At 66.8% G+C, this 20,118-nt stretch carries 19 protein-coding genes; 12 read left to right on the top strand and 7 right to left on the bottom strand.

Annotation, left to right across the window (positions count from 1 at the left end):
- Positions 1-3 precede the first annotated feature (3 nt).
- Positions 4-897 (bottom strand): LysR family transcriptional regulator, encoded by an 894-nt coding sequence (locus DID98_RS24350; protein ID WP_124523769.1) that lies wholly within the window; start codon positions 895-897, stop codon positions 4-6.
- An 86-nt stretch (positions 898-983) separates the two neighbouring features.
- Between DID98_RS24350 and DID98_RS24345 the strand changes: the two genes are divergently transcribed.
- A complete protein-coding gene (locus DID98_RS24345) occupies positions 984-1,769 on the top strand; it encodes an NAD(P)H-dependent oxidoreductase (RefSeq protein ID WP_124520322.1) in 786 nt (261 codons plus the stop codon).
- A gap of 145 nt (positions 1,770-1,914) precedes the next feature.
- On the opposite strand, the gene catC is transcribed toward DID98_RS24345, so the two are convergent.
- Genes catC through DID98_RS24330 form a run of 3 tightly spaced genes read right to left on the bottom strand, consistent with a single transcriptional unit; the run spans position 1,915 to position 4,319 of the window.
- Positions 1,915-2,205: a muconolactone Delta-isomerase gene (gene catC, locus DID98_RS24340; protein ID WP_044847557.1), complete on the bottom strand. Its 291-nt coding sequence runs from the start codon at positions 2,203-2,205 to the stop codon at positions 1,915-1,917.
- A 41-nt stretch (positions 2,206-2,246) separates the two neighbouring features.
- Entirely contained in the window at positions 2,247-3,149 is a 903-nt protein-coding gene (catA, locus tag DID98_RS24335) for a catechol 1,2-dioxygenase (RefSeq protein WP_044847556.1), read from the bottom strand.
- 36 nt (positions 3,150-3,185) lie between these two features.
- Entirely contained in the window at positions 3,186-4,319 is a 1,134-nt protein-coding gene (locus tag DID98_RS24330) for a muconate/chloromuconate family cycloisomerase (protein WP_124488773.1), read from the bottom strand.
- 91 nt (positions 4,320-4,410) lie between these two features.
- Between DID98_RS24330 and DID98_RS24325 the strand changes: the two genes are divergently transcribed.
- Entirely contained in the window at positions 4,411-5,301 is an 891-nt protein-coding gene (locus tag DID98_RS24325) for a LysR family transcriptional regulator (protein WP_044847554.1), read from the top strand.
- Between the two features lie 202 nt (positions 5,302-5,503).
- Here the strand turns inward: DID98_RS24325 and andR are convergent, their stop codons facing one another.
- Positions 5,504-6,460, bottom strand: coding sequence for an anthranilate 1,2-dioxygenase regulatory protein AndR (gene andR, locus DID98_RS24320; RefSeq protein WP_124488772.1), 957 nt, complete (start codon positions 6,458-6,460; stop codon positions 5,504-5,506).
- Between the two features lie 210 nt (positions 6,461-6,670).
- Between andR and andAc the strand changes: the two genes are divergently transcribed.
- The 5 genes from andAc to DID98_RS24295 all read left to right on the top strand — a co-directional run bounded on the left by andAc (position 6,671) and on the right by DID98_RS24295 (position 11,458).
- Positions 6,671-7,942, top strand: a complete 1,272-nt coding sequence (gene andAc, locus DID98_RS24315; RefSeq protein ID WP_044847583.1) for an anthranilate 1,2-dioxygenase large subunit AndAc — start codon at positions 6,671-6,673, stop codon at positions 7,940-7,942.
- A 17-nt stretch (positions 7,943-7,959) separates the two neighbouring features.
- Positions 7,960-8,445, top strand: coding sequence for an anthranilate 1,2-dioxygenase small subunit AndAd (gene andAd / locus DID98_RS24310; RefSeq protein WP_044847552.1), 486 nt, complete (start codon positions 7,960-7,962; stop codon positions 8,443-8,445).
- A 25-nt stretch (positions 8,446-8,470) separates the two neighbouring features.
- Positions 8,471-8,797: an anthranilate 1,2-dioxygenase ferredoxin subunit AndAb gene (andAb, locus tag DID98_RS24305; RefSeq protein ID WP_044847551.1), complete on the top strand. Its 327-nt coding sequence runs from the start codon at positions 8,471-8,473 to the stop codon at positions 8,795-8,797.
- Positions 8,787-10,007: an anthranilate 1,2-dioxygenase system ferredoxin--NAD(+) reductase gene (andAa, locus tag DID98_RS24300; RefSeq protein WP_124488770.1), complete on the top strand. Its 1,221-nt coding sequence runs from the start codon at positions 8,787-8,789 to the stop codon at positions 10,005-10,007. Before andAb ends, andAa begins: the two co-directional genes overlap by 11 nt.
- Before the next feature lie 164 nt (positions 10,008-10,171).
- Positions 10,172-11,458: a DUF445 domain-containing protein gene (locus DID98_RS24295; protein WP_124520320.1), complete on the top strand. Its 1,287-nt coding sequence runs from the start codon at positions 10,172-10,174 to the stop codon at positions 11,456-11,458.
- Between the two features lie 48 nt (positions 11,459-11,506).
- On the opposite strand, the gene DID98_RS24290 is transcribed toward DID98_RS24295, so the two are convergent.
- Entirely contained in the window at positions 11,507-11,806 is a 300-nt protein-coding gene (locus DID98_RS24290; protein ID WP_006750245.1) for an addiction module antidote protein, read from the bottom strand.
- Positions 11,807-11,809: 3 nt separating this feature from the next.
- Entirely contained in the window at positions 11,810-12,127 is a 318-nt protein-coding gene (locus DID98_RS24285) for a type II toxin-antitoxin system RelE/ParE family toxin (RefSeq protein ID WP_124523764.1), read from the bottom strand.
- Positions 12,128-12,508: 381 nt separating this feature from the next.
- Here DID98_RS24285 and DID98_RS24275 point away from each other — a divergent pair, with 381 nt between their 5' ends.
- The 5 genes from DID98_RS24275 to DID98_RS24250 form a co-directional block, all read left to right on the top strand.
- Positions 12,509-14,149, top strand: a complete 1,641-nt coding sequence (locus DID98_RS24275; protein ID WP_044847547.1) for an acetolactate synthase large subunit — start codon at positions 12,509-12,511, stop codon at positions 14,147-14,149.
- Between the two features lie 28 nt (positions 14,150-14,177).
- Positions 14,178-15,611: an aldehyde dehydrogenase family protein gene (locus tag DID98_RS24270; RefSeq protein ID WP_124520318.1), complete on the top strand. Its 1,434-nt coding sequence runs from the start codon at positions 14,178-14,180 to the stop codon at positions 15,609-15,611.
- A gap of 244 nt (positions 15,612-15,855) precedes the next feature.
- Positions 15,856-17,439, top strand: coding sequence for a Na+/H+ antiporter (locus DID98_RS24265; protein WP_044847545.1), 1,584 nt, complete (start codon positions 15,856-15,858; stop codon positions 17,437-17,439).
- Positions 17,440-17,944: 505 nt separating this feature from the next.
- Positions 17,945-19,078, top strand: a complete 1,134-nt coding sequence (locus DID98_RS24260; protein ID WP_044847544.1) for a hybrid sensor histidine kinase/response regulator — start codon at positions 17,945-17,947, stop codon at positions 19,076-19,078.
- A gap of 123 nt (positions 19,079-19,201) precedes the next feature.
- Positions 19,202-20,118 (top strand): methyl-accepting chemotaxis protein (locus DID98_RS24250; RefSeq protein ID WP_148091649.1); only part of this gene is annotated, 917 nt, incomplete at its 3' end.

Raw genomic sequence — 20,118 nt, 5'->3', positions numbered from 1 at the left:
GATCTACACCGACGCGGCGATCGTCTCCCGCAACCATCGATGCGCCGGATCGCGATGCACGCGTTCGTGCCACAGCATCGACATCTCGTAGCCGGGTACCTCGACCGGCGCCTCCACGACGCGCAATGCGGGCGTATTGCGCACCAGCCGCTCGGGCAGCATCGCGACGAGGTCCGTGCCGGCGACGGCCGTCATCACGAACAGGAAATGCGGCACCGACAGCACCACGCGCCGCGTGGCGCCGGCTTTGGCGAGCGCTTCGTCCGTCACGCCGAAGAAGCCGCCGCCGTCGGGCGACACGATCACGTGTTCCAGTGCGCCGAACTGCGCGAGCGTCGGGCGGCGCTTGAGTTTCGGATGACCGGCGCGGCCGACCAGCACGTAACGCTCGACGAACAGCGGCAGACGCCGCATCCCTTCCGGCGAACCGTCTGTCGTGTGGAAGGCCAGGTCGATACCGTTTCGCTCGGCGTCCTGCTCGATGCGCGGCGGCACGAGTTCGACGACGGCGAGGCGCGTCGCGGGCGCGGCCGAGCGCAGCCTGTTCAGCGCGGGCAGCACGATCGTCGATTCGCCATAGTCGGTTGCGGCCACGCGCCACGTGTTCGTCGCGGTTGCCGGATCGAACGGCGTGGCCGTCAGCACCGCGCGTTCGACTGCTTCGAGCGCATCTCGCAGCGGCTCGCGCAGCGTTTCCGCCCGCGCGGTCGGCCGCATTCCGCGCGGCCCCGGCAGCAACAGCGGATCACCGAACAGGTCGCGCAGTTTCTGCAGTTGCACGCTGACCGACGGCTGCGACATGTTCAGTTTCTCGGCCGCCCGCGTGACGTTGTGCTCGGCAAGCAGCACGTCGAGCGTGACCAGCAGGTTCAGATCCAGTCGTCTGAGATTGTTCACGGCTATACCTGGAATATCGGGAATTCATTTCCAATATACCTTCGGCGACGTCATCCTGCAGTCATTCAATCAACGGAGTGACGAACATGAATGTGCTGATCGTTTATGCCCATCCGGAGCCGCGTTCGCTGAACGGCGCGCTGCGCGACTTTGCCGTCGAGCATCTCGAAGCGGCGGGTCATAGCGTGCAGGTGACGGACCTGTATGCGATGAACTGGAAGGCCGCGTTCGACGCGGACGACGTGACCGTCCGTGCACCCGACGCGCGTTTCGATCCTGCGCTCGATTCGAAGCATGCGTTCGAGACGGGCACGCAGCGCGACGACATCGCGCGCGAGCAGGACAAGCTGAAGTGGGCCGATGCGGTGATCCTGCAGTTCCCGCTGTGGTGGTTCTCGATGCCGGCGATCATGAAGGGCTGGGTCGAGCGTGTGTATGCGTATGGTTTCGCATACGGCGTCGGCGAGCATTCCGACCTGCACTGGGGCGACCGTTACGGCGAAGGTTCGCTGGCGGGCAAACGGGCGATGGTGATCGTCACGACGGGCGGCTGGGAGTCGCATTACAGCGCGCGCGGCATCAACGGGCCGATCGACGACGTGCTGTTCCCGATCCAGCACGGGATTCTGTACTACCCGGGGTTCGACGTGCTGCCGCCGTTCGTGATTTACCGGACGGGAAAGATGAACGATGAGCGCTTCGACGCAACGCGTGCGGCGCTCGGCAAGCGTCTCGACGAACTGTGGACCGCGCAGCCGATTCCGTTCCGGCGACAGAACGCGGGCGACTACGACATTCCGGCGCTGACGCTGAAGGCGGAAATCGCGCCGGGGACGGTCGGGTTCGCGGCGCATCTGGCGAGCGAGCGGTGATCGTCACTGTATCGTCGTGACGCGGGGCGCCACCTGAACCCGGCGGCTGTGCAAAACGTCACGGGCGACCGGCGAGAAAATCGCCGGCCGCCCGGGGCCGTGCTTCGCGCGGCCGTTCGATAACGCCGCGCTTCACATTCACTTCTTACCGATCATCTTCCCGCACCGAAGAAGGATGCCGGCACAGCGCCCGCACTTCCATCTCCATATACGGAAACAACGGCAGCTGACTCAACAGGTCGTGCAGCTGCTGCACGCTTTCGACGTCGAAAATACTGACGTTCGCATACTTCCCCGCGATCCGCCACAGATGCCGCCAGACGCCTTCGTTCATCAGCCGCTGGCACATCGCCTTCTCTTCGGCCTTCAGCGTGGCCGCCTTGACCGGATCCATGTCCGCCGGCAGGCGGACGGTCATTTCCACATGAAACAGCATCCTGCGCTCCTTGTTGTCGATTCGGCGAACGGGACGGCCGCTCAGGCCTGCGCCCGCACCCGTTCGACTTCGCTCGCCGGCACGTCCTGCTTGTCCTTGAGCAGCGAGAAATCGAAGTCAATCAGCGCGAACTGCCCGTCGACGCCATACGGTTTGCCTTCCGCACCCTCGGCCTGCCTGATCTTCGGGATCAGCCCTTCGCGGGTCGCGAATGCGAAGTCGTCCCAGATATGCGGATCGCCTTCGATGTTGATCTGCGTCGTCAGCTTACGATATCCGTCCGCGGAAACGAAGAAGTGGATGTGCGCCGGACGATGGCCGTGGCGGCCGAGCTGGTCGAGCAGTTGCTCGGTCTTGCTGCCCGGCGGCACGCTGTAGCCGACCGGCAGCACGCTGCGGAAGCTGTAGCGGCCCTCGGCGTCGGTGCGGATCGAGCGGCGCAGGTTGAACGCCGGCTGCGACTGATCGAAGTACGAGTAGTTGCCCAGATGGTTCGCGTGCCATACCTCGACGAGCGCATTCGCGAGCGGCGTGCCGTCCTGGCCGAGCACCTGGCCGCGCATGATCAGCGTCTGGCCCGGATCGGTGCCGTCGTCGAGACGCGCATGGCCGACCGATTCCGGTGCGCCCGCGACATACAGCGGCCCTTCGATCGTACGCGGCGTGCCGCCGTGGAAGCCGGCCTTCTCCTCGGCCTCGTCCATCCGCACGTCGAGGAAGCGCTCGAGGCCGAGGCCCGCGGCGATCAGCCCGAATTCACGGCCGGCTTCGTTCAGGTAGTTGAGCGCGGTCCAGAACTCGCTCGGCTGCACGTCGAAATCCTCGATCGTGTAGCAGAGGTCCTTCACGATCCGGTTGACGATCGCGCGCACGCGCGGATTGCCGGGCTTTTCCGCGGCGTCGTCGAAGGTTTTCAGCAGGGCGTCGATGGCTTGCTTGTTCATCTGTGTCTCCGGTTTCGGTTGTCGTGTCGTGCGGGATCAGCGGGCGTCGCGTCGCATCCGTTCGATGCGGGCCCAGTCGAAGGTGATGCCGAGGCCGGGTGTCGCCGGCAGGTGCAGCTTGAAATCCTGGTAGCGCAGCGGCTCGACGAGGATTTCCTCGGTGAGCAGCAGCGGGCCGAACAGCTCGGTGCCCCATTTCAGCGAGCCGAACGTGCTGAACAGTTGCGCGGACGCCATCGTGCCGGCCGCGCCTTCGAGCATCGTGCCGCCGTACAGGTCGATGCCGGCCGCCGACGCGATCGATGCGACGCTCGCCGCGCCGAGCAGGCCGCCCGACTGCGCGATCTTCACCGCGAACACGTCGGCCGCGCGGTCCTGTGCGAGCGCGAACGCATCGACGGGGCCGTGCAGCGCCTCGTCGGCCATGATCGGAATGTGCGCGAGCTGCGTGAGGCGTTTCAGCCCCGCGCGATTGGTTGCGGCGATCGGCTGCTCGACGAGGCTCACGCCGGCGTCCGCGAGTCGTGCGCCGGCGCGGATCGCGTCGGTTTCGGTCCAGGCCTGGTTCACGTCGACACGCACGTCGCCGCGCTCGCCGAGCGCGCGCTTGATCGCGATCACGTGCGCGACGTCGTCGTCGACCGCGTTCGAGCCGATCTTCAGCTTGAATGCGCGATGGCGGCGTGCGTCGAGCATCGCCTCGGCTTCCGCGATGTCGCGCTGCGTGTCGCCGCTCGCGAGCGTCCACGCGACGTCGACCGCGTCGGTCGTGCGGCCGCCGAACAACTCGGACAGCGGCACGCCGAGGCGGCGCGCCTGCGCATCGAACAGCGCGGTTTCGAGCGCGCACTTCGCGAACCGGTTGCCCTGGAACAGCTTGCGCGCACGCGCCATCGCAGCGCCCGGACGTGTCGCGTCCATGCCTTGCAGCAGCGGCGCGAAGTAGGTGTCGATGTTGACCTTGATGCTCTCGGGGCTCTCCTCGCCATACGCGAGCCCGCCGATCGTGGTCGCCTCGCCGACGCCTTCGATACCGTCCGTGCATCGAACGCGGACCAGTACGAGGGTCTGGCAATTCATCGTGGCGACCGACAGTTTGTGGGGCCGAATCGTCGGCACGTCGACGAGCAGCGTCTCGATGCGTTCGATGGTGGCGGCAGTTGCTATCATGCGATTCCTCCTGTTGGTGCACATGGTAGGAATTCCCGCCCGGCGTCGTCCAACACTCTTTCCGACTACTTCCATACCTTTGAGGCATGAAATGGAATTGCGCCAGCTCCGGTACTTCATCGCCGTCGCGGAGGAGATGAACATCACGCGGGCCGCGGAGCGGCTGCACATGACGCAGCCGCCGCTGAGCCGCCAGCTCCAGGCGATCGAGGACGAGGTCGGGCTGCCGCTGTTCGAGCGCGGCGCGCGGCCGCTGAAACTGACCGACGCGGGCCGCGTGTTCTATGCGCAGGCGACGCGGGTCGTCGAACAGGCCGACGAGCTCGGCCCGCTGACGCGGCGGCTCGCGCAGTTGTCGGAGCGGATCGTGATCGGCTTCGTGCCGTCGACGCTCTATGGCGCGCTGCCGGACGTGATCCGCGCGTTTCGCGAGGCGCAGCCGGACGTCGAGCTGTCGTTGATCGAAATGTTCACGCTCGAGCAACTCGGCGCGCTGAAGGGCGGGCGGATCGACGTCGGGTTCGGCCGCCTGCGCTTCGACGACGACCAGCTCGTGCGCGAGGCGCTGATCGAGGAAAAGCTGATCGCGGCGCTGCCGGTCGGCCATCCGCTCGCCGATCCGGACCGGCCGCTGACGCTCGCGGACATCGCGAACGAGACGCTGATCGTCTATCCGAGCACGCCGCGGCCGAGCTTCGCGGACCAGCAGTTGTCCGCGCTGCGCGACGGCGCGCTCGTGCCCGCGGCCGTGCACGAGGTGCGCGAACTGCAGACGGCGCTTGGGCTCGTCGCCGCGCAGGTGGGCGTGTCGCTGGTGCCGGAAAGCGTGGAAGGCGTGCGCGTGAAGGGCGTCGTCTACCGGCGGCTGCCGGAACCCACGGCGACGTCGCCGATCATCATGAGCCGCCGGCTGCACGGCGAAAGCGCCGCGACGACCGCGTTCTGCGCGATCGCGCGGGCGATGATCGCGCCGGCGGCGTAGGGCCGGCCGTTTCCGTATCAATTGCAACTAACGGTCAATTTCACCACGCTACGCCAAATGCGGAGAGGGCATCGCGATGCGATGTCATTTGCCGTAGATGCAGGCGCGCAGCGAGCCGATCAGGCCGGTAAGGCGCTAAGGCAGCAAGGCAGCAAGGCAGCAAGGCAGCAAGGCAGCCGAGCCCGACAAGCCCGGCACCCGCCTACCGCATCCCGTCGAGCGTCTCCGACGGCGATTCGCCGAATTTCTCCCGGTACGCGATCGCGAACCGCCCGAGGTGCGTGAACCCGCAATCGAGCGCGATATCGGCGATCCGTCGCTTGGACGCCGACCCGCGCAGCAACTCCCGCGCATGCTCGAGCCGCGTCGCGCGCAGGTATTGCATCGGGCTCATCCCGCGGAACTGCAGGAAGGCGTCGCGCAGCGTCCGCTCCGGCACGTTGGCGGCCTGGACGATATCGGCGAGCTGCAGCGGTTGCGCGTAGTGCGCGTTCACGAACTCCTGCGCGCGCCGCACGAACCCCGGCGCGGGATCGAGGCGCGCGCTCGGTACCGACGGCGGGTGGCCTTCGATCAGCAGATCGATCAGCAGGTGCTCGAGCTGCGACGCGACGCGCGGGTTGGCATTCGCACGTTCGAGCAGCTCGGGCGAGCGGGCGACGAGCATCAGCTGCTGGCGCCACGCGGCGAGCGCGGCATCGCTGATGTGCAGCACGGGGTCGAGCATCGCGCGCGGATCGCCGGTCAGCGAGCCGACGGTCGCGGCATCGATGCGCAGCACGAACTGCTCGCAGTCGGCGGAGAGCACCGCGTCGAAGCGCTCGCCGGGCGCGCACAGCACGCCCGTCTGCCCGTCGACGCCGAGCCGGCGCCCCATCGCGTGGACTTCCGCCTGCCCGGACAGGCAGAACATCAGCAGGTAATAGCCGTCGACGGCGTCGACCTGCACGCGCATCGCGTCGCCGAACGCGATGGTGCCGATCCCGAGGCCGCCGAGCCGGACGAAATCCATATGCGATGCGCCTTGCACGCGCCCGCTCGGCAGCAGCGCGTGCGGCTGCATCACGCGCGAGATCCGCTCGCGCGTCTCGTCGAGATCGCGGGATTCGAACAGCCGGTGCGCGCGCAGCGCAAGCGGCTCGAACGACGTTGGGGACATGGGCATCGGCCTTGGTGTGGACGCGCGCTTCGATCCGACGAATGGGTCGCGATCGTGCGCCGGGTCGCGTGTGTCGCCATGCTAGCGCAGAAATCCGCCGAAAGTGGATATTGCGCCGCCGCAATCACACTTTCCGGATAGACGCCGAATATTAGCTTTTCAAAAATCGGCTCCATGGAATCAACGAAACGGAACCACAAGGAGTCCGACATGGAGCAGACAGAATCGCCCGTCGTATTCGCCACGCGTGACGACGCGTCCGATGTGCGCTTTCCGCACGAAGACGGTTCGCGCGTGCCGTACAAGGTGTTCAGCTCGCGCGCGGTCTACGATCGCGAGCAGGAACGCATCTTCCGCGGGCCGACCTGGAATTTCGTCGCGCTGGAAGCGGAAATCCCGAACGCCGGCGACTTCAAGAGCACGTTCGTCGGCGATACGCCGGTCGTCGTCACGCGCACCGAGGACGGCACGCTGTCAGCCTGGGTGAACCGCTGCGCGCACCGCGGCGCGCAGGTCTGCCGCAAGTCGCGCGGCAACGCGAGCTCGCACACGTGCGTCTACCACCAGTGGAGCTTCGACAACCAGGGCAACCTGCTCGGCGTGCCGTTCCGGCGCGGCCAGAAGGGGATGACCGGGATGCCGGCCGACTTCGACCCGAAGCAGCACGGGCTGCGCAAGCTGCGCGTCGACAGCTATCGCGGGCTCGTGTTCGCAACCTTCAGCGACGACGTGGCGCCGCTGCCCGAATACCTGGGCGAGCAGATGCGTCCGTGGATCGACCGGATCTTCCACAAGCCGATCGAGTATCTCGGCTGCACGCGCCAGTATTCGAAGTCGAACTGGAAGCTGTACATGGAGAACGTGAAGGATCCGTATCACGCGAGCATGCTGCACCTGTTCCATACGACCTTCAACATCTTCCGCGTCGGGATGAAGGCGCGCTCGATTCCCGATGCGAACCACGGGCTGCACAGCATCATCACGGTGACGAAGACGGGCGACGACACGTCGGCCGCGTACAAGCAGCAGAACATCCGCTCGTTCGACGAGGGTTTCCATCTCGAAGACGAGTCGATCCTCGATCTCGTGTCGGAATACGACGAGGACTGCACGAACCACATCCAGCCGATCTTCCCGCAGCTCGTGATCCAGCAGATCCACAACACGCTGGTCGCGCGCCAGATCCTGCCGAAGGGGCCGGACAACTTCGAGCTGATCTTCCACTTCTTCGGCTACGCGGACGACACGCCCGAGCTGCGCGCGCTGCGCATCAAGCAGGCGAACCTCGTCGGGCCGGCCGGCTACATCTCGATGGAGGACACGGAGGCGACCGAACTCGTGCAGCGCGGCACGGTGCGCGACGCCGATGCGACGTCGGTGATCGAGATGTCGCGCGGCAACCCTGACCAGCAGGACACGGTGATCACCGAAAGCCTGATCCGCAAGTTCTGGGTCGGTTATCAGAAGCTGATGGGCTATTGAAGCGGGAGCGCGGAACGATGGAAAACCTGACGGAAGACATGAAGACGTGGTTCGAGATTTACATGCTCCAGAACCGCTACATCGGCCACCTCGACAACGACCGGCTCGAACGCTGGCCGGAGATGTTCACCGAGGACTGCACGTACGAGATCGTGCCGAAGGAGAACGCGGATCTCGGGCTGCCGGTCGGGATCGTCCACTGCACGAACCAGCGGATGCTGCGCGACCGCGTGGTGTCGCTGCGGCACGCGAACATCTTCGAAGAGCACACGTACCGGCACATGACGTCGGGCCTCACGATCGTCGCCGAACGCGACGGCGAGATCGACACCGAGAGCAACTACGTGGTCGTGCAGACGCGCAGCAACGGCGAATCGAACGTGTACCAGGCCGGCAAGTATTACGACACGGTCGTGCGCACGCCTGACGGGCTGCGCTACAAGACCAAGCGCGTGATCTACGACACGTCGCGCGTGCAGACGCTGCTCGCCACCCCGATCTGACCGATCCGACAGCCAAGGAAACGACATGACCGAAGCAACCCTCGCCGAATGGCACCCGCTGGGCACATTCGACGAATTCTCCGAAGACGAACCGGCGGCACGCGTCGCCGGCCAGAAGCCGATCGCGGTGTTCCGGATCGGCGACGAACTGTTCGCGATGCATGACCTCTGTTCGCATGGTCACGCGCGCTTGTCCGAAGGCTATGTGGAAGACGGCTGCGTCGAATGCCCGCTGCACCAGGGGCTGATCGACATTCGCACGGGTGCGCCGAAATGCGCGCCGATCACCGAGCCGGTGCGGACCTATCCGATCCGGATCGTCGACGGGCAGGTGGAAGTCAATGTCGGCTGACCCGTTCGTGATCGTCGGCGCCGGCCACGCGGCGCGGCGTACGGCCGAGGCGCTGCGCGCGCGCGACGCCGACGCACGCATCGTGATGATCGGCGCGGAGCGCGAGCTGCCGTACGACCGGCCCGCGCTGTCGAAGGACGCGCTGCTGTCGGACGGCGGCGAGCAGCGCGCGTTCATCCGCGACGCCGCGTGGTACGACGCGCAGCGCATCGAGTTGCGGCTCGGCTCGCGCGTCGACGCGATCGACCGCGCCGCGCAGCGTGTGCGGCTCGATAACGATGCGACGGTGCCGTACACGCGGCTCGTGCTCGCGACCGGTTCGCGCGTGCGTGCGTTCGGCGGGCCGGTCGACGAAGGCGTCGTCCCGCATTACGTGCGCACCGTGGCCGACGCGCGTGCGTTGCGCGCGCAGCTCGCGCCGGGGCGTCGCGTGGCGGTGCTCGGCGGCGGCTTCATCGGCCTCGAAGTGGCGGCCGCGGCGCGCCAGCTCGGTTGCGACGTGACGGTGATCGACCCGGCTGCGCGCCTGCTGCAGCGTGCGTTGCCGGAAGTCGTCGGCGCGTATGCGCGGCAACTGCATGACGCGCGCGGCGTGCTCTTCCAGATGGCGACGCTGCCGCGCGCGATTCGCCGCGCCCCGGGCGGCGGCGCGATCGTCGAGACCGATCGCGGCGACGTGCCGGCCGATATCGTGGTAGTCGGGATCGGCGTCGTGCCCAATGTCGAGCTCGCGCAGGCGGCCGGCCTCGAGGTCGACAACGGGATCCGTGTCGATGCGGGATGCCGGACGGCCGATCGCGCGATCTTCGCCGCCGGCGAGGTGACGATGCACTTCAATCCGCTGCTCGGTCGCCACGTACGGATCGAGTCGTGGCAGGTCGCGGAAAACCAGCCGGCCGTCGCGGCCGCGAACCTGCTCGGCGCGGACGAAACCTATGCCGAGCTGCCCTGGCTGTGGTCCGATCAGTACGACTGCAACCTGCAGATGCTCGGGCTGTTCGGCAGCGAACGGACGACCGTCGTGCGCGGCGATCCCGCGAGCGGGCCGTTCACGGTGTTCGGGCTGGGCGACGACGGGAAGATCGTCGCGGTGGCCGCGGCGAACCTGGGGCGCGACATCGGCGCGTCGCGGCGGTTGATTGCGGCAGGGGCCGTGCCCGATCCGGCGAAGCTTGCCGATCCGGCGGTGAACCTGAAGACGTTTCTCTGAGGCAACGCGCGAATGCGGCCGGGGCGGCCGTGTTCGCGTCGGATCGCTCAAACGCAGGAGGAAACCCGTTCGGGACAACATTCCCGGCGCGCGCAATGCGCTCGGGTTTGTCGCGGGCCGGCGATCGGTGCATATTAGCGGCATTGCCGTTTCACCGGTCGCCCATGACGACAGACAAAGCCCTCGAACTGAAACGCAGCAAGCGCCGCGCGCTCTGGCTGCTGCTGGCCGCCGTCGCGGTATTCGTCACGACGATCCTGCTGCCGCGCGGCCCGTGGGTCGACGGCTTCAAGGCGGTGGCCGAGGCTGCGATGGTCGGCGCGCTCGCCGACTGGTTCGCGGTCGTCGCGCTGTTCCGCCGCGTGCCGATCCCGTTCGTGTCGCGCCACACCGAAATCATCCCGAAGAACAAGGACAAGATCGCCGACAACCTCGCGGTGTTCGTGCGCGAGAAATTCCTCGGCCCCGACGCGCTCGCCGCGCAGATCCGCCAGCACGATCCCGCGCAGAAGCTCGGCGCATGGCTCGGCGAGCCCGCGAACACCGACGCGCTCGGCGGCTACGTGACGAAGCTGATGAGCTTCGCGCTCGACATGACCGACGACGCGCGGATCCAGTCGTTCGTGCACGACGCGTTCCGCGCGGTGATCGACCGGATCGACCTGTCGCAATCGGCCGGCGCGATCCTCGACACGCTGACGAAGGACGGCCGCCACCAGGCGCTGCTCGACGACGCGATCGAACAGGTGGTCGACGTGCTCGACAAGGAGGAGAACCGCGAGGTGATCGCGGGCTTCATCGTCGAATGGCTGAAGACGCAATACCCGAAGATCGAGAAGATCATGCCGACGCAGTGGTTCGGCGAGAACGGCGCGCGCATGCTGGCGAGCGCGGTGAGCAGCGTGCTCGAGGGCGTGGCGGCCGATCCCGAACACGAGCTGCGGCAGCGCTTCGACCGCACGGTCGTGCGGCTGACCGAGCGGCTGAAGCACGACCCGGCGTTCATCGCGAAGGGCGACGAGATCAAGCGCTACATCCGCGATGGTGACGCGTTCAACGACTACGTGCGCGATCTGTGGGACCAGTTGCGCGCATGGCTGAAGGCCGATCTCGCACGGCCCGATTCGACGCTGCACCGGCAGGCCGCGACGCTCGGCGGCTGGCTCGGCGCGCGGCTCGCGGAGAGCCCGGCGCTGCGCGCGTCGCTGAACGAGCACATCGAGAAGGCCGTGCACGAGATGGCGCCGGATTTCGCGGATTTCCTGATGCGTCACATCCGCGACACGGTGCGCAACTGGGATGCGCGCGAGATGTCGCGGCAGATCGAGCTGAACATCGGCAAGGACCTGCAGTACATCCGCATCAACGGCACGCTGGTCGGCGGGCTGATCGGGCTCGGGCTGTATCTGGTGTCGCTGGTGCCGCGCTGGGCCGCGGAGTGGCTGCATTGATGCGGCCCCGAGCGTCGAGCATGTGGCGCGGCATCGTGTGCCGCCGCATCACGCGTGCGCTTTCGCGCCGTGCAGTTGCAGGCCGAGCGCCTTGATCACCTTCAGGATCGTGCCGAAGCTCGGATTGCCGTCGTGCGACAGCGCCTTGTACAGCCCTTCGCGCGACAGGCCCGCGTCGCGCGCGACCTGCGACATGCCGCGCGCGCGGGCGATCACGCCGAGCGCATGCGCGATGAAGGCCGGGTCGTCGCCGGCTTCCTGCAGGCAGGCCTCGAAGTAGTCGGCCATGTCGTCGTCGGTCTTCAGGTGTTCGGCCGAATCCCACGGCCGGGTCTTGATCTTGTCCATCGGTTACTCCAGATCGAGCCGCTCGAGCATCGCGTGGGCGGCGCGGATGTCCGCCTGTTGCGTCGACTTGTCGCCGCCGCAGAGCAGGATCACCCATATCGTTCCGCGCCTGACGTAGTGGACGCGATAACCGGGGCCGTGGTCGATACGCATTTCGACGACGGGCGAGCCGGCGGATTTCCAGGCGCCCGGAGTGCCCATCGACAGGCGGTCGATGCGGGCCTGGATGCGCCGCCTGGCGACGCGATCCTGCAGGCCGGCAAACCACGCGTCGAAGACATCGGTGGTCCGGATACTGAACGTAGGGGCACTGTAGGGCATGGATCTCGGCATGTCAACCATGGTTCACAGGTTCGATGAATGAAATTGGCTTGCCCCCGACGATAGGGCCGCGCGCGCCGCTTGAGGTCGAATTGGCCGTCAGGCCGACCCTTTCGCGCGGCCGGACCCGGCCATTCGGCCGAAGTCGGAATTCCGCGAATCCGTCTACAATCAAAAACGTCCTTGCCGCCCGCGCGTGCTTGCCGCGCGCGGGTGAATCCGTTTGTCCTCCTGCACAGGGAGGCGCCGCTGTGCGTTGCACGGCGGGCAGTGCCGTGGTCAGTGTCCAGTAGGTAAAGCGTCCGCGTGCCGTAGGCCGGCGCGCGTTCTGAACGTCGCGCGCCCGTAAGCCGGCCAGGCGGCATCAACCGAGAGTCCCCCATGAAAGCATCGGATCTGTTCGTGAAGGCGCTGGAAGCCGAAGGCGTCGAGTACGTGTTCGGCATTCCCGGCGAGGAAAACCTCGATCTGCTCGAATCGCTGCGGCGCTCGAAGATCAAGCTCGTGCTGACCCGGCACGAGCAGGCGGCCGGGTTCATGGCCGCCACCTACGGCCGCCTGACGGGCCGCACCGGCGTGTGTCTCGCGACGCTCGGGCCGGGCGCGACCAACTTCGTGACGGCCGCCGCGTATGCGCAGCTCGGCGGCATGCCGATGCTGATGATCACGGGGCAGAAGCCGATCAAGTCCAGCAAGCAGGGCCACTTCCAGATCGTCGACGTCGTCGACATGATGCAGCCGCTCACGAAGTTCACGCGGCAGATCGTGTCGATCGGCAACATTCCGTCGGCGGTGCGCGAGGCGTTCCGCCGCGCGGAGGAGGAGCGCCCGGGCGCCGCGCACCTCGAACTGCCGGAAGACATCGCGCACGAGGAGGGCGACGGCAAGCCGATTCCGCGCAGCTACAGCCGGCGGCCGGTGGCGGAGGAGAAGGCGGTCGCGCACGCGGTCGACGCGATCCAGGCCGCGCGTCACCCGCTGCTGATGATCGGCGCGGGCGGCAACCGCAAGACGACCTGCAAGATGCTGCTCGAATTCGTCGACAAGACGGGCATCCCGTTCTTCACGACGCAGATGGGCAAGGGCGTGATCGACGAAACGCATCCGCTGTGGCTCGGCAACGCGACGCTGTCCGACGGCGACTTCGTGCACCGCGCGATCGAGCACGCGGACTGCATCATCAACGTCGGCCACGACGTGATCGAGAAACCGCCGTTCTTCATGCGCACGGACGACAAGACCGTGATCCACGTGAACTTCCTCGGCGCGCAGGTCGATCCCGTCTACTTCCCGCAGATCGAAGTGGTCGGCGACATCGCGAACGCGGTGTGGCAGATGAAGGAAGCGGTGACGCCGCAATCGCACTGGGATTTCGAGCGCTTCAAGATGATCAAGGCGCATTTCGACGCGCACCTCGAGAAGGGCCAGCACGATCCGCGCTTCCCGATGTACCCGGTGCGGATCGTGAACGACTTGTACAACGCGCTGCCGGTCGACGGGATCGTCTGTCTCGACAACGGGATGTACAAGATCTGGTTCGCGCGCTACTGGCGCGCGCACGAACCGAACTCGCTGCTGCTCGACAACGCGCTCGCGTCGATGGGCGCCGGCCTGCCGTCGGCGATCGCGACGAAGATCGTGCATCCGCAGCGCAAGGTGATCGCCGTCTGCGGCGACGGCGGCTTCATGATGAATTCGCAGGAACTCGAAACGGCCGTGCGGCTGAAGCTCGACATCGTCGTGATGATCCTGCGCGACGATGCGTTCGGGATGATCCGCTGGAAGCAGGAAAACATGAACTTCCCCGATTTCGCGATGACGCTGAAGAACCCCGATTTCGTGTCGTATGCGCAGAGCTACGGCGCGCACGGGCATCGCGTCGAAGCGGCCGACGATCTCGGGCCGCTGCTGCGCGACTGCTTCGCGACGCCGGGCGTGCACGTGATCGACGTGCCGATCGACTATTCGGACAACGAGCGCGTGCTCAACCGCGAAATCAAGCGCCTGTCGGCGCAACTCTGAATCCGCCGTTCACCGGAAGGAGCGTTCCATGCTGAAGGATACCTATCCGTACTATCTGGCCAACGAGGCCGTCTACGCGAACACCGATCTCGAAGTCACCGACAAGTTCAGCGGCAAGGTCGCGACACGCGTCGCGCTGGCCGACGCGAAGGCGATCGATGCGGCCATCGGCGCGGCGGTCGACGCCGCGAAGCCGATGCGCGAGTTGCCGGCCTACAGGCGGCAGGCGGTGCTCGACCACTGTGTCGCGCGCTTTCGCGAGCGCTTCGACGAGCTGGCCGAGGCGCTGTGCATCGAGGCCGGCAAGCCGATCAATGATTCAAAGGGCGAAGTGACGCGGCTGATCGATACGTTCCGCGTCGCGTCCGAGGAGTCGGTGCGCATCGACGGCGAAGTGATCAACCTCGAGATCTCGGCCCGCGCGCAAGGCTACACCGGCTATACGCGGCGTGTGCCGATCGGCCCGTGCTCGTTCATCTCGCCGTTCAACTTCCCGTTGAACCTCGCCGCGCACAAGGTCGCACCGGCGCTGGCCGCTGGCTGTCCGTTCGTGCTGAAACCCGCGAGCCGCACGCCGATCGGCGCGCTGATCATCGGCGAGGTGCTCGCCGAAACCGACCTGCCGAAGGGCGCATTCTCGGTGTTGCCCGCGCATCGCGACGGCGCGGACCTGTTCACGACCGACGAGCGCTTCAGGCTGCTGTCGTTTACGGGCTCGCCCGCCGTGGGCTGGGCGCTGAAGGAGAAGGCCGGCAAGAAGAAAGTCGTGCTGGAGCTCGGCGGCAACGCGGCGGCGATCGTCGACGCGGACCAGCACGACCAGCTCGACTACGTGGTCGAGCGTCTCGCGTTCGGCGCGTATTACCAGTCGGGCCAGAGCTGTATCGGCGTGCAGCGGATCCTCGTGCATGCGGACCTGTACGACGCGCTGCGCGACAAGCTGGTCGCGAAGACGCGTTCGCTGAAGATGGGCGATCCGAAGGATCCGTCGACGTTCGTCGGCCCGATGATCTCGGAATCCGAATCGCGCCGCCTGTCGGGCTGGATGGATGCGGCCGTCGCGGCGGGCGCGAAGATCGTCGCGGGCGGCAAGGTCGACGGCGCGATGTTCGAGGCGACGCTGCTGGAAAACGTCGGCCGCGAACAGGACCTCTACCGGAAGGAGGCATTCGGTCCGGTCGCGATCCTCGAGAAGTTCGAGCGCTTCGACGATGCGCTCGCGCGCGTCAACGACAGCGACTTCGGCCTGCAGGCGGGCGTGTTCACCGATTCGCTCGCGCATGCGCAGCGCGCATGGGACGAACTGGAGGTGGGCGGCGTCGTGATCAACGACGTGCCGTCGTTCCGCGTCGACAACATGCCGTATGGCGGCGTGAAGGATTCGGGGCTCGGCCGCGAAGGGATCCGCTACGCGATCGAGGACATGACCGAGCCGCGCCTGATGGTCGTGCGGCGCCGCTAGCGCGAGAGGCGCCGCATGACGGCACGCGGGCGGGCGCATCGCGCCGGCCCGCGTGCCGTTTTCGTTTCGGCGCACACCGACGGATCGCGGCGATGTCCGCCGTGCGCCATCGTCGTGGCAATGCGGGCCGCGCCGGCCGAACGCGCTCGACTGCACGCATCGCATCGTGATGTAATCGCGCGAAATGGCCAACCGGGGTACGACACCGGCTGGCGTGCGCATTCATTCCTCACGAGGTCGATTCATGTCCCCCGTCTCGGCATTCAAGCTGGTTCTGTTGTCATTCCTCGCGATCGTTGCGCTCGAATACATCGCCAAGCGGTTGCGGTTGCCGCCAGCGGCCGCGCTGCTGATCGGCGGCATCGGCATCGCGTTCATTCCCGGCCTGCCGCCGATCAACCTCGATCCGGAGCTCGTGCTGCTCGTGTTCCTGCCGCCGCTGCTGATGGACGGCGCGTATTTCACCGTGTGGGAAGAGTTCAAGCGCAATGTGGGCGGCATCCTGCTGCTCGCGATCGGCGCGGTGGTGTTCACGACGTTCGCGGTCGGCTTCGCCGTGCACTGGGTCGTGCCGTCGCTGCCGTGGGCCGCGTGCTTTGCGCTCGGCGCGATCGTGTCGCCGCCCGATGCGGTGGCCGCGAAGGCGGTGCTCGAACGCGTCGCGCTGCCGCGCCGTCTGATGGTGCTGCTCGAAGGGGAGAGCCTGCTGAACGACGCGGCGGGCCTGGTGCTGTTCCGCTTCGCGGTCGCCGCCGCGCTGACGGGCGCGTTCAGCCTCGAGCACGCGGTCGTGCGTTTCGCGGAACTCGGGCTCGGCGGCGTCGTGGTCGGCTTCCTGGTCGGCAAGCTCGTCGTGTGGTTCCTGAAGCTGCTCGACGACGACTACCTGGTGGTCACCGTCGCGGTGATCGCCGGCTGGATCGCATACATCGCGGGCGAGATGGCCGAGGTGTCGGGCGTGATCGCGACGGTCACGACCGGCATGATCGTCGGCTGGCATCAGCACGAGGTGTTCTCGGCGGCCGTGCGCACGCGCGGCACCGCGTTCTGGCAGGTCATCGTGTTCCTGCTCGAAGCGCTGGTGTTCGTGCTGATCGGGCTGTCGCTGCGCGGCGCGATCCACCGGCTCGGCGGCTTCGAGCAGGTGCTCGCCACGATGATGCCGGCCGTGCTCGCGGTGCTGGCGGCCGTGATCGTATCGCGCTTCGTGTGGATCTATGCCGTCGAGGTGCTGAAGTGGCCGGTGCGCGGGATCGTGCGGCGCGGCGGCGCGCCCGACTGGAAGGCCGCGACGGTCATGAGCTGGGCCGGCATGCGCGGGGTCGTGACGCTGGCGATCGCGCTGTCGTTGCCGGAGGCGCTGCCGGGCCGCGACGTGATCCTGGTCGCGTCGTTCGCGGTGATCCTCGTCACCGTGCTGCTGCAGGGCACGACCATCGGGCCGCTGATCCGGCTGCTGCGCCTGCCGCAACGCGAAGAGCGCGCCGCGCATCACCTGACCGAGCCGCAGACGTGGGCGCATATCGAGGCAGCGCAGCTCGCGGCGATCCAGCCGCTGGTGCGCGACGACAGCGGCAACGTGATTCATCCGCGCCTGCTGGAGCAATACACGTATCGTGCGGAGCTGACCGAGCGGGCGAAGAACGAGCCCGAATATCCGGCGGAGGTCCGCGTCGCGCACTACGACGTCGTGCTGGCCGCGATCAAGGCCGGGCGCGCGGAGCTGCTGCGCCTGCATCGTACGGGCCGCATTCACGACGAGATGCTGCACATGGTCGAGCGCGATCTCGACCTGCAGGAAGTGTCCGCGCAGCACGCGCGCGGGTAACCGGCCGCGCGGTCGGGCGTGAGCGCACGGCCGCCTTGCTGCGCCACCGGCGCCGGCCGGCGGCGTTCGATGCGTGCCGCGTCGCGGCCGATCCGGTGGCGGCGCGCGCTTTTCTCCTCTCCACCTTCCCCATTCCGTCGCATCGAAATCCGGTCCCGATACGTTCGACGGGCGGCCTTGCAGCGCATGCAAACCTCATGGCGGCGGCTTCGCAAACGTTGTCGTCTTTCGCGCCAGGAAATGATCTGATTTATCTGAATTCCGCTCTCTCACCATATTTGGCAAAACTAAACCGGAAGGAGATAGATGCTGTGTTCTAATTTCATTTAGAATCAGCCGGTTATCTTTATTGAGAGAAAGCGCGCGGAGGTAATGCGACCGTCGTCGGGGTGAATTCGGCGTTCGGATCCCCGCGAGGCAATGCCGACAGGCCAGTTCGGCAACACAGGCGGATTTCTCTGCCGCCATGTTTTAAGATGGCGTCCAAGTCGGATAAACAACTCCTATGAAAGAATCAATTGGAGATTTGGCGTTTGAAACGGTATTTATGAAAGAATCCAGCGGTGAAAATGCGCCGGATTGTCTCGAATCGGGGCTATCGGTTCTGCTCGTCGACGATCAGCCGTTCGTCGGCGAGGTGATCCGTCGCGCGCTGCGCAGCGAGCACGATATCGACCTGCATGTGTGCACCGACGCACACCGGGCGATGGCGGTCGCGCGCGACGTGAAGCCGACGGTCATCCTGCAGGATCTCGTGATGCCGGACATCGACGGCCTCGACCTCGTTCGCGCGTGGCGCGCGAACGCCGACACCGCACGCGTGCCGATCATCGTGCTGTCGGCGAAGGAAGAGCCGATCGTCAAGCGCGAGGCGTTCATCGCCGGCGCGAACGACTATCTCGTGAAGCTCCCGGACGCGATGGAGCTGACCGCGCGCATCCGCTATCACTCGAATTCGTACCTGATGTCGCGGCAGCGCGACGAAGCACTGGATTTCCTGTCGCACGACATGCGCTCGCCGCAGACCTCGATTCTCGCGCTGCTCGAGGTCTACCGGACCGAGCACGGCGACATGCCGGCGATCATGGAGCGCATTGCCGGCCACGCCCGGCGCGCGCTCGCGCTCGCCGACGGCTTCATCCATCTGACCCGCGCGCAGTCGGAACGCCGCGCGCACGAGGTCCTGAGCCTCAACGAGATCGTGCTCGACGCGGTCGACCAGCTGTGGGAGAAGGCGGCCGGATTCGGCAGCCGGGTCGTTGCCCACGTGCCCGGCACCGAGTGCGTGACGATGGGCGACCGCATGATGCTCACGCGCGCGGTCGCGAACCTGATCGACAACGCGCTGAAATACGGCCCGGCCGGTACGGACGTGCATTGCACGCTGAGCGACGACGACGGTGCCTGGCTGATCGGCGTCGAGGACGCCGGCTCCGGCATCGCGCCCGAGCAGCGCACGGCCGCGACCGAGTCGTTCGTGCGGCTCGAATCCGCGCATGGCGCGGCGCGCGGCGGCTTCGGCCTCGGGCTTGCGTTCGTCCGCGCGACGGCCGCGCGGCATCGCGGCCAGATCCTGATGCGCAATACGGCGCGCGGCTTCATGGTCGCGCTTCGGCTGCCGGCACAAGCGGAGCGATGATTTCGCGGCGCGGCCCGCCGGTGCCGCGTTGCCCGCAGACCCCGATGCGCTCGTGGCGCGCCGTCCGGCGCGCAGGCGGGCGCGGATTTTTTCAACGCTGATTTTAGAAAGCCCATAACGAACATGGCCACCGTGACGCCCCGCGCGACCAATGAAAGCCTGCACACGACGAGCGGCGCCGCCCGGCTGACGCTCGGCAACCGTATCCTGATCAGCTTCGGCGTGCTGTTCGTGCTGATGCTGGTGATGGCCGGCGTGTCCTACGAGCGCCTGCGCGCGATCAACAGCGAAGCCGTCAGCATCGAACGCGATTCGCTGCCCGGCGTCTATCTCGCGGCGTCGCTGCGCGGCGCGGTCAACGAATCGTTCACGGCGCTGCAGCAGGCGACGTTCGTCGACACCGATCCCGAACTCGTGCAGCGCGATTTCGCGAAGATCGGCGAGGCGCTCAAGGAGGTCGAGTCGTTGTCGGTCGACTACCAGAACACGACGTTCCGCGATGACGACCGCCAGCGCTTCGCGACGTTTCGAGGCGCCTTCGACCGCTACCTGCCGCTGCTGAACGACGCGGTGCAGAAGAGTCGCGTGTCGCGCGAAGAGGCCGTCGCCGCCTATGCGAAGGTGCAGCCTTCATGGGCCGAGGTCGTGCGCAACGCGAATATCCTGGTGCAGGAGAACCGCAAGTTCGCCGACCAGTCCGCGAAGCTGATCCGCGAATCCGTGCAGGACACCGAGGTCGTGCTCGCGACCGCGCTGGCGATCGTGCTGCTGTCCGCGCTGGGGCTGGGCTACGGGCTGTACCGTTCCGTCACCGTGCCGATGACGCGGCTCGTCGAGGTGCACGACGTGATGCGTACCGGCAACCTGACGCGCCGCCTCGACCTGCGCCGCCGCGATGAATTCGGCACGCTCGAGACGGGCTTCAACCGGATGGCCGACGAGCTGACCGAGCTGGTCGCGCGCGCGCAGCAGTCGTCGCTGCAGGTGACGACGTCGGTCGCCGAAATCGCGGCGACGTCGCGCGAGCAGCAGGCGACCGC

This window comes from Burkholderia sp. Bp8984 (assembly GCF_003853755.1).
Lineage (GTDB): Bacteria > Pseudomonadota > Gammaproteobacteria > Burkholderiales > Burkholderiaceae > Burkholderia.
The sequence above is the reverse complement of the archived record's forward strand: the minus strand, read 5'-3'. Positions and strand labels throughout refer to the sequence as shown.

What these genes read in the sequence shown, in the direction of transcription:
- DID98_RS24345 (WP_124520322.1), top strand. Translation starts at nt 984, where the DNA reads ATGAATGTGCTGATCGTTTATGCCCATCCGGAGCCGCGTTCGCTGAAC.
- catC (WP_044847557.1), bottom strand. Translation starts at nt 2,205, where the DNA reads ATGCTGTTTCATGTGGAAATGACCGTCCGCCTGCCGGCGGACATGGAT.
- catA (WP_044847556.1), bottom strand. Translation starts at nt 3,149, where the DNA reads ATGAACAAGCAAGCCATCGACGCCCTGCTGAAAACCTTCGACGACGCC.
- DID98_RS24330 (WP_124488773.1), bottom strand. Translation starts at nt 4,319, where the DNA reads ATGATAGCAACTGCCGCCACCATCGAACGCATCGAGACGCTGCTCGTC.
- DID98_RS24325 (WP_044847554.1), top strand. Translation starts at nt 4,411, where the DNA reads ATGGAATTGCGCCAGCTCCGGTACTTCATCGCCGTCGCGGAGGAGATG.
- andR (WP_124488772.1), bottom strand. Translation starts at nt 6,460, where the DNA reads ATGTCCCCAACGTCGTTCGAGCCGCTTGCGCTGCGCGCGCACCGGCTG.
- andAc (WP_044847583.1), top strand. Translation starts at nt 6,671, where the DNA reads ATGGAGCAGACAGAATCGCCCGTCGTATTCGCCACGCGTGACGACGCG.
- andAd (WP_044847552.1), top strand. Translation starts at nt 7,960, where the DNA reads ATGGAAAACCTGACGGAAGACATGAAGACGTGGTTCGAGATTTACATG.
- andAb (WP_044847551.1), top strand. Translation starts at nt 8,471, where the DNA reads ATGACCGAAGCAACCCTCGCCGAATGGCACCCGCTGGGCACATTCGAC.
- andAa (WP_124488770.1), top strand. Translation starts at nt 8,787, where the DNA reads ATGTCGGCTGACCCGTTCGTGATCGTCGGCGCCGGCCACGCGGCGCGG.
- DID98_RS24295 (WP_124520320.1), top strand. Translation starts at nt 10,172, where the DNA reads ATGACGACAGACAAAGCCCTCGAACTGAAACGCAGCAAGCGCCGCGCG.
- DID98_RS24290 (WP_006750245.1), bottom strand. Translation starts at nt 11,806, where the DNA reads ATGGACAAGATCAAGACCCGGCCGTGGGATTCGGCCGAACACCTGAAG.
- DID98_RS24285 (WP_124523764.1), bottom strand. Translation starts at nt 12,127, where the DNA reads ATGCCCTACAGTGCCCCTACGTTCAGTATCCGGACCACCGATGTCTTC.
- DID98_RS24275 (WP_044847547.1), top strand. Translation starts at nt 12,509, where the DNA reads ATGAAAGCATCGGATCTGTTCGTGAAGGCGCTGGAAGCCGAAGGCGTC.
- DID98_RS24270 (WP_124520318.1), top strand. Translation starts at nt 14,178, where the DNA reads ATGCTGAAGGATACCTATCCGTACTATCTGGCCAACGAGGCCGTCTAC.
- DID98_RS24265 (WP_044847545.1), top strand. Translation starts at nt 15,856, where the DNA reads ATGTCCCCCGTCTCGGCATTCAAGCTGGTTCTGTTGTCATTCCTCGCG.
- DID98_RS24260 (WP_044847544.1), top strand. Translation starts at nt 17,945, where the DNA reads ATGAAAGAATCAATTGGAGATTTGGCGTTTGAAACGGTATTTATGAAA.